Source organism: Micromonospora palythoicola (genome assembly GCF_036689795.1).
In the GTDB taxonomy this organism is placed as follows: Bacteria; Actinomycetota; Actinomycetes; order Mycobacteriales; family Micromonosporaceae; genus Micromonospora; species Micromonospora palythoicola.
Genome location: NZ_JBAGKI010000117.1, coordinates 1 through 7,430, shown reverse-complemented (window position 1 = coordinate 7,430; position 7,430 = coordinate 1). Strand labels below are relative to the sequence as shown.

7 protein-coding genes are annotated in these 7,430 nt (G+C 72.6%); 3 read left to right on the top strand and 4 right to left on the bottom strand.

Going from position 1 to position 7,430, the window contains the following annotated elements; translation table 11 throughout:
- Both V5O40_RS27515 and V5O40_RS27510 read left to right on the top strand, forming a co-directional pair.
- Positions 1-587 (top strand): SAM-dependent methyltransferase (locus V5O40_RS27515; protein ID WP_332908151.1); only part of this gene is annotated, 587 nt, incomplete at its 5' end.
- A gap of 37 nt (positions 588-624) precedes the next feature.
- The gene (locus V5O40_RS27510) at positions 625-1,806 is read left to right on the top strand and encodes an NADH-quinone oxidoreductase subunit D (protein WP_332908150.1); all 1,182 of its coding nucleotides are present in this window, start codon (positions 625-627) and stop codon (positions 1,804-1,806) included.
- A gap of 44 nt (positions 1,807-1,850) precedes the next feature.
- On the opposite strand, the gene V5O40_RS27505 is transcribed toward V5O40_RS27510, so the two are convergent.
- From V5O40_RS27505 to V5O40_RS27490, 4 genes are all read right to left on the bottom strand, one after another.
- On the bottom strand, positions 1,851-3,479 hold the full coding sequence (locus V5O40_RS27505) for a hypothetical protein (protein WP_332908149.1): 1,629 nt from the start codon (positions 3,477-3,479) through the stop codon (positions 1,851-1,853).
- A gap of 142 nt (positions 3,480-3,621) precedes the next feature.
- Positions 3,622-4,623 (bottom strand): glycine betaine ABC transporter substrate-binding protein, encoded by a 1,002-nt coding sequence (locus V5O40_RS27500; protein WP_332908148.1) that lies wholly within the window; start codon positions 4,621-4,623, stop codon positions 3,622-3,624.
- A gap of 243 nt (positions 4,624-4,866) precedes the next feature.
- Positions 4,867-5,601 (bottom strand): ABC transporter permease, encoded by a 735-nt coding sequence (locus V5O40_RS27495; RefSeq protein WP_269738554.1) that lies wholly within the window; start codon positions 5,599-5,601, stop codon positions 4,867-4,869.
- On the bottom strand, positions 5,598-6,284 hold the full coding sequence (locus tag V5O40_RS27490) for an ABC transporter permease (protein ID WP_269738555.1): 687 nt from the start codon (positions 6,282-6,284) through the stop codon (positions 5,598-5,600). The genes V5O40_RS27495 and V5O40_RS27490 overlap by 4 nt, the downstream gene beginning before the upstream one ends.
- Positions 6,285-6,286: 2 nt before the next feature.
- Here V5O40_RS27490 and V5O40_RS27485 point away from each other — a divergent pair, with 2 nt between their 5' ends.
- The gene (locus V5O40_RS27485; RefSeq protein WP_332908147.1) at positions 6,287-7,282 is read left to right on the top strand and encodes an ABC transporter ATP-binding protein; all 996 of its coding nucleotides are present in this window, start codon (positions 6,287-6,289) and stop codon (positions 7,280-7,282) included.
- Positions 7,283-7,430: the final 148 nt, after the last annotated feature.

Here is a 7,430-nt window from a genome sequence, read left to right as displayed (position 1 = left end):
AAACCCCCACGGACCACACCCCCACGGACCACACCCCCACGGACCGCACCCCCACGGACCGCACCCCCACGGACCACAACTCGGCTGTGCATCGGGCGGAGATCGGGCGGACGAGGGACGAGGCGTGGGCTGACGCCGTGGGGCGGGTCGACCGGGGACTGGCGTTGGCGGTGGACTACGGACACCTGCGTGCGGAGCGGCCGATCGACGGGACGCTCACCGGGTACCGGGCTGGGCGGCAGGTGCCGCCGGTGCCGGACGGCTCCTGCGACGTCACCGCGCACGTCGCCGTCGACTCGGTCGCCGCCGCCGGTGAGCGGGTCGCCCGGTGTGCGTACGTCCTGACCTCGCAGCGGGAGGCGTTGCGCGCGCTCGGGGCCGACGGCGGACGACCGCCGCTGAGCCTGGCCGCCAGCGATCCGGCCGGCTACCTGCGGGCACTGGCCACCGCGTCGGCGGCGGCCGAGCTGACCGACCCGGCCGGCCTCGGCGGTCACTGGTGGCTGTGGCAGCCGGTCGACCTGCCGGCCGACCGGCTGCCGCCCCTCGCGGCCCTTACCGACGGTCCTGACGGTCTGCACGGCTGACGGGCGACCACCGCCGGGCCCGGCGGTTCATGGCACGATGGCGGGCATGACCACGGGCGAGCTGCGCGAGCTGACCGTCGGCACCGGCGCCGGGCTGGTGGCGGGCACCGGCGGCGAGCAGCTCGGCGCGGACATGGTGCTGAACATCGGGCCGCAGCACCCCTCCACGCACGGCGTGCTGCGGCTCAAGCTCGTGCTCGACGGCGAGCGGGTGCTCGCCGCCGAACCGGTCGTCGGCTACATGCACCGGGGTGCCGAGAAGCTGTTCGAGGTGCGCGACTACCGGCAGATCATCGTGCTGGCCAACCGGCACGACTGGCTCTCGGCGTTCGCCAACGAGCTGGGCGTGGTGCTCGCGGTGGAACGGCTGATGGGCATGGAGGTGCCCGAGCGGGCCACCTGGCTGCGGATGGCGCTCGCCGAGTTGAACCGGGTGCTCAACCACCTGATGTTCCTCGGTTCGTATCCGCTGGAGATCGGCGCGATCACCCCGATGTTCTACGCCTTCCGGGAACGGGAGACGCTCCAGGCGGTGCTGGAGGAGGTCTCCGGCGGGCGGATCCACTACATGTTCAACCGGGTCGGCGGCCTGAAGGAAGAGGTACCGGCGGGCTGGACCGGTCGGGCCCGGGCGGCCATCGGTGAGGTACGCCGCCGGATGCCGGACCTGGACAACCTGATCCGCCGGAACGAGATCTTCCTGGCCCGTACCGTTGGCGTGGGGGTGCTGTCGGCGGCCGAGGCGGCCGCGTTCGGGGCGTCCGGTCCGGTCGCCCGGGCCTCCGGGCTCGACCTGGACCTGCGCCGGGACGAGCCGTACCTGGCCTACGACCAGCTCGACGTGCCCGTGGTGACGAAGACGGCCGGCGACTGTCACGCCCGTTTCGAGGTGCTGCTCGACCAGGTGTACGCCTCGCTCGACCTGGCGGAACAGTGCCTGGGCCGGGTCGACCGGCTCACCGGACCGATCAACACCAGGCTGCCGAAGGTGCTCAAGGCGCCGGAGGGACACACGTACGCCTGGACGGAGAACCCGCTCGGCATCAACGGGTACTACCTGGTCTCGCGGGGCGAGAAGACGCCGTGGCGACTCAAGTTGCGCACCGCCTCGTACGCGAACGTGCAGGCCCTGGCGACCCTGCTGCCCGGCTGCCTGGTGCCGGACCTGATCGCCATCCTCGGCTCGATGTTCTTCGTGGTGGGCGACATCGACAAGTGACGGCGCGATCCGGCGCGGCCCGTGGCGGGCGTACGGTCGCCGGATCAGCGCCAGCGGCCAGCGCCGGCGTCGCGCCCCGCCGGACCGTACCCGGGCTCCTCCACGCGGTGCCGGCGGCCGTACGGCTCCCCGCCGGGACGTTCGCCGCGCGGATACTCGGACTGGTAGCCGTACGCCGACTCCGGCTGGTGGCCCCGCGCAGGTTCGGGCTGATAGCCGTGCTCACGGGGCGGGCGCCACTCGTGCGGCACCGGCACCCCACCGGGGGGTAGCGCCGGACGGCTCTCCGGCTCGCCCCAGCCGTCGCGCCACGCGTCGTCGCCCGCGGCACGGCGTGGCTCGTCGCGACGTACGCTCGCCCAGCGGTCCGCCACCCGGTACTCGGTGCCGACCGGGTCGGCGTGCAGTTCGGCCCGGCGTTCGCCGACGCGCACCTCGCGGCCCCGATCGTCGTCACGTACCGCCGCCCACCGGTCTCCGGCCCGCAGCTGGGCCCAGTACGCCCCGGTGTCGTCCGCCCGGTGTCCCCGAGCCGCCGGTGCCGGGTCGGCGGGAGTCTCCCACTGCTGGCCACCCCCGTCCCAGCCCCGGTCGTCCCGCGCGCCCCAGTCGCGATCGTCACGGTCAGCGGCGGGCCCGTCCGGATGACCCGAGCCGCCGTCGCGGGCGGCGGACCAGTCGCCGTCCCCGGTCGACCAACGGCTCTCCTCGCGCGCTGGCGACCACGGGCGGTCCTCATGCGAACGCCCCGACCAGGAACGTTCCTCGTCACGGCCGGACCATGCGCGCGCCTCCTCCTGGGTCGACCCGGACCAGGGACGTTCGTCGGAGCGCTCCACACCGGACCAGCGACGGCTGTCGTCCCGGCGGGCACGATCATCGCCGTCGGACCACGAGTGGTCGTCCTCGTCGACGCCGTGCCCACGCCGACGCTCGCCCGGCGACTCCGACCACGCCGCCGGGTAACCGCCGTACCGGCCACCGGACTCACCGACGATCGTGTGCCGGGTGGTCACGTGCACCGTCTCGGTGTGCCGGACCACTCCCAGTGGCCGCCCTCCCGACTCACCCGGGCGATCGTCGTGCTCGGGGCGGACCGGGGAGCCGTAGACACCGGCTGAGCCGCTGGCCGGACGGTCGTTGCCGGGCCCGGAACGCGTTCCGCCGTACCCGCCGGTCCGGCCGGGGGCGGGCTGGGCCGTGCCGTAGACCGCGGCCGGCGTGACGGGCCGTTCGGTCTGCCGCGACGGTGCCTCCGGTGCCGGCACCCGGGCCCGGCCCGGACCGGACGGTTCGTCGTTCGCGACCGCGGCGACCCCACCCGAGTCGACCCGTTGACGCATTCCGGCCAGCGCCTGCTGAACCCGTTGGATCTCATCGAGCGCCTGGTTGCCTCGCTGGGCGGCGGCCACGATCTCACCACGCAGCTCCCGCCGCAGCTCGTCGACCTCCTCGCGGAGTTCCTCGGCATGCGACCCACCGCCGTCGGTACGCAGTGCGATCGAGAGGCCGATCAGCACCACGGCCAGGATCGCCAGCACCGCGGCGAACCGCAGCGGCCCGTTGCCGTCAGCGACCAGGAGTATCAGCGCCGCGACCGGAGCGAGGGCCACACCGCCCCAGAAGAGCACGGTGAGCAGCTTGCGCGGATCGGCGGGCACCGGGGCGGGCATGGGTCCGCAGCCTACCGAGAGTTGCGTCACCTGGGAACGGCTCGACGGCAGGTGTCCGACGCGAGTATCGGAGGGGATCCACAGCGGCTGGTGACGCGATGGCGCCCCGGCCGAGTCGGCCGGGGCGCCATCGTGCTTGAACTCAGTTCTGCGCGTACGCCGCGTCGGTCGAGAAGACCAGGCCGACGCTGATCGTGCCGTTGCGCAACGCGGTCTTGGTCAACGGCCCACCGCCGTCGAGCGAGGAGAACGAGCCGACCGACAGCCCGTAGGTCTGCTCCAGACCGGGCTTGCAGAACGGGCGCTCCTGGCACTCCGGCGGACCACCCAGCACCGTCGCCGTACCCGAGCACTTCTCGGCGAGTTCGGAGAGGGTCCGCACGCCGTACTTGTCGGCGAACTCCTCCGTCACGGCGAAGGCGTTCTGGGTCTGCGCGGCCGCCGGCGCGCCGAAGGTCAGACCCACCTGCTCACCCAGGCCACGCAGCGCGGTGACGGTCTTGTCGACGTCCGGCGAGGAGACCGGCTGGCCGCCGCTGTTCACTTTGCCGTTGAGGAACTCGGCGAGGGTGGCCGCGTACTCCGGGACGACCTGGATCTCGCCCTTCTCCAACGCCGGCTCGTACAACTCCCGGTTGCCGATCTGCTGCACGGAGACCTGGTAACCGGCGGCGGTCAGCTGGATCTTGTAAAGCTCGGCGATGATCTCGCTCTCGGTGAAGTTGCCCGCCCCCACCGTGATCCGCCCGCCCGGTCCCTGCTGCACGCCGTCGGTCAGCGAGTTGGCGTCGGCGAACTCCCGCGCCGCTGCCTGGGCGCTCTTACGGTCCACGTCGACCGCCTTGTTGAGCTGCACCAGTTTCGGCGTGTCGAGCACCGCGGAGACCTTGTCGAGCGCGGCGATCAGCTGGGGGTTCGCCACCTCGCTGTTGACCGCCGGGATGATGTTGTCGGCGTTCTGCAGCGACTTGTCGTCCTCGAGTGCGATCAACTGCTCACCGGCCACCGGCGCGCAACCCTCGCCCGAGGCACCCTGCTGGGGCGCCTCCGTGCCGGAGGAGCCGGCGTCGCCGCAGCCCGCCAGGACCGTCGCCGCCGCGACAGCCCCCGCGACCGCGATGGACAGTCTTCTACCTGCGCGCATGAGCCCGCCTTCCGTGTCCCGGCGCGGCCCGGACGGGCCGGCCGCGTGTCCGACGGGCGATCTCGCCGGCCGCCCGCGATGTCCACCCAACATCCTGCCGGGCCCCACCGACAAGCCGACGAGGCATTCGTCACCGGAACGTCACCCATCGGGGTCGTCGCGCCCGACGGACGCCGTACCGGTGACCCGGACCGCACGACCACCCCCCGCCGGGTTGCTCGGATGCCTGAATCGTCCCCCTGGTCAGGAGCCGGCCACGGCATCCGCCGCGCGGCGCCCGGCACCGCGCCGGGCGCGGCGCAGAGGGCGCGGCGTGACCAACCGTTCGACGAGCGCGAAGAGCAGTTCGACGCCTACCGCAAGCCCGGCCACCAGCAGCCCGCCGGCCAGGATCTGACCGCCACCGACCGCGATGCTCAGGCCGAAGCCGAACCGGATGATCTCACCCAGGCCACCACCGTTGACGAAGGTCGCCAGCGCCGCCGTGGCGACCACCTGGACGGCGGCGGTCCGGAAACCGGCCGCGAGATAGGGCACCGCGAGCGGCAGTTCCACCCGGCGCAGCACCTGCACCCCGGTCATGCCCATGCCACGGGCCGCCTCCCGGGTCTGCGGATCGACCTGCCGCACCCCGGTGTACGCGTTGGCCAGCAGCGGCGGCACGGCGAAGACCGCGAGTGCGAGCACCACCGCCGGCCGGCCGAAGCCGAGGAAGGTCAACGGGAGGATGGTCAGCAGGGCGAGCGTGGGCACCGCCAGAGTGAGGTTCGAGACCAGCACCACCAGCCCGCCGCCGCGGCCGGTGTGGCCCAGCCAGAGACCCAGCGGCCAGGCCACCAGGCAGCCCAGCAGCACCGCGGCGGCCGACATGCTGACGTGCTCGCCGAGCCGGTCCAGGATGCCGCCCGGGTTCGTCCAGTTCAGCGGATCGTTGAGCCAGACCACCGCCTGGGACACCGGATTCGTCGCGGCGCTCATCCGGTCCTCCCGCGCAGCCACGGGGTGAGCAGCCGACCGGCACCCACCAGCAGCAGGTCGAGCACCAGCGCCAGCAGGACACAGAGCAACGTCCCGGTCATGATCTGAGCCTTGTAGAGGTTGTTCTGGAAGCCGGCGAAGATGATCTGCCCGAGCCCGCCCCGTCCGATCACCACACCGACGGTGACCAGGGCGACCGTGGAGACGGTGGCCAACCGCAGGCCGGTCAGGATGCCGGGTAGGGCCAGCGGCAGCTCGATCCGCAGCAGTCGTCCCCAGCGGCCGTAACCCATGCCCTCGGCCGCCTCCCGGACCTCGGCCGGCACCTGGTTGAGACCGGCGACGGTGTTACGGACGATCACCAGCAGCGCGTACAGCACCACCACGCTCAGCACGGTCGCGACACCGATGCCCAGATAGGGCGCCACGAATGCGAACAGGGCCAGGGAGGGGACCGTGTAGAGCACCCCGGTCAGTGCGAGAATCGGCCCGGTGAGTGGCCGGAACCAGTACGCCAGCACGGCCAGCGGGACGGCGATCAGCGCGGCGATGAGCACCGCCCGGAGGGTCAGCGTGGTGTGCTCACGCAGGGCGTCGAGCACCGTGTCAGAGTTGTCCCGCACGTACTGCCAGGAGAACCACGGGTTACCCGGATCAGCCCGGTAGCTCAGGCGGAAGGACATACGTGGACGTTACCCCGGGGGCCGGCGACGACCGACGCGCGGCGTCGATCACCCTCGACGGCATCGGCAAGCGCTACCCGGACGGCACCGAGGCGGTCCGCGAGCTCAGCCTGCACGTCGACGAGGGCGAACTGGTCGTGCTCATCGGCCCGTCCGGCTGCGGCAAGTCGACCGTGCTGCGGATGATCAACCGGCTGATCGAGCCGACCGCCGGCCGGATCCTGCTCAACGACTCCGACGTCACCCGGGTCGACCCGGTCAAACTGCGCCGCCAGATCGGCTACGTCATCCAGAACGTCGGACTCTTCCCGCACCAGACGGTGGCCGCCAACGTCGCCACCGTGCCCCGGCTGCTCGGCTGGGCCACCGGCTCCGTCAAGCGTCGGGTCGAGGAACTGCTGGAGCTTGTCGGTCTCGACCCGGCGCAGTTCGGCCGGCGGTACCCGCACGAACTCTCCGGCGGCCAGCGGCAGCGGGTCGGGGTGGCCCGGGCGCTCGCCGCCGACCCGGTGGTGCTGCTGATGGACGAGCCCTTCTCCGCCGTCGACCCGATCGTGCGTACCCGGCTGCAGGAGGAGTTCCTGCGGTTGCAGGCGGAGGTACGCAAGACCATCGTCCTGGTCACCCACGACCTGGACGAGGCCGTCCGGCTCGGTGACCGGATCGCGGTGCTCTCCGAGGGCGGTCGGTTGGAGCAGTACGACACCCCGGCGACACTGCTCGGCGCACCCGCCACCGGGTTCGTCCGCGAGTTCGTCGGAGCCGATCGGGGCATCCGCCGGCTGGCCGTCACCCCGGTGACCCGCGAGGTGCTCGATCCGCTGCCGGTCGACGGCGGCGCGGACCTGCCGTCGGTGCCGCTGGGCGGGTCGGCGTACGACGCGCTGGCCGTGCTGCTCACCTCGTCCGGTGGCCGGGCCGTGGTCACCGAGGACGGACGGCCGGTCGGAACGCTCAGCCGGGAACGCCTCCTGACGATCACCGAGTCGGCCAACTGAGTGTCACGACGACGTCGTCGGTTCAACCGGCGGGTGGAGCGCCGCGGGTGACTCCGGCACGGGTGGTCGGCCGGGTCCGTCGCGCCCGGCGGACCCGGCCGTCCGGTCAGCCCCGACCCCCGTAGCCCCCCAGGGTGGCGATGGCGAT

Excerpts from the sequence above, each read along its gene's own strand:
- V5O40_RS27495 (WP_269738554.1), bottom strand. The coding sequence starts at position 5,601 with ATGAGCGCCGCGACGAATCCGGTGTCCCAGGCGGTGGTCTGGCTCAAC.
- V5O40_RS27505 (WP_332908149.1), bottom strand. The coding sequence starts at position 3,479 with ATGCCCGCCCCGGTGCCCGCCGATCCGCGCAAGCTGCTCACCGTGCTC.
- V5O40_RS27510 (WP_332908150.1), top strand. The coding sequence starts at position 625 with ATGGCGGGCATGACCACGGGCGAGCTGCGCGAGCTGACCGTCGGCACC.
- V5O40_RS27500 (WP_332908148.1), bottom strand. The coding sequence starts at position 4,623 with ATGCGCGCAGGTAGAAGACTGTCCATCGCGGTCGCGGGGGCTGTCGCG.
- V5O40_RS27490 (WP_269738555.1), bottom strand. The coding sequence starts at position 6,284 with ATGTCCTTCCGCCTGAGCTACCGGGCTGATCCGGGTAACCCGTGGTTC.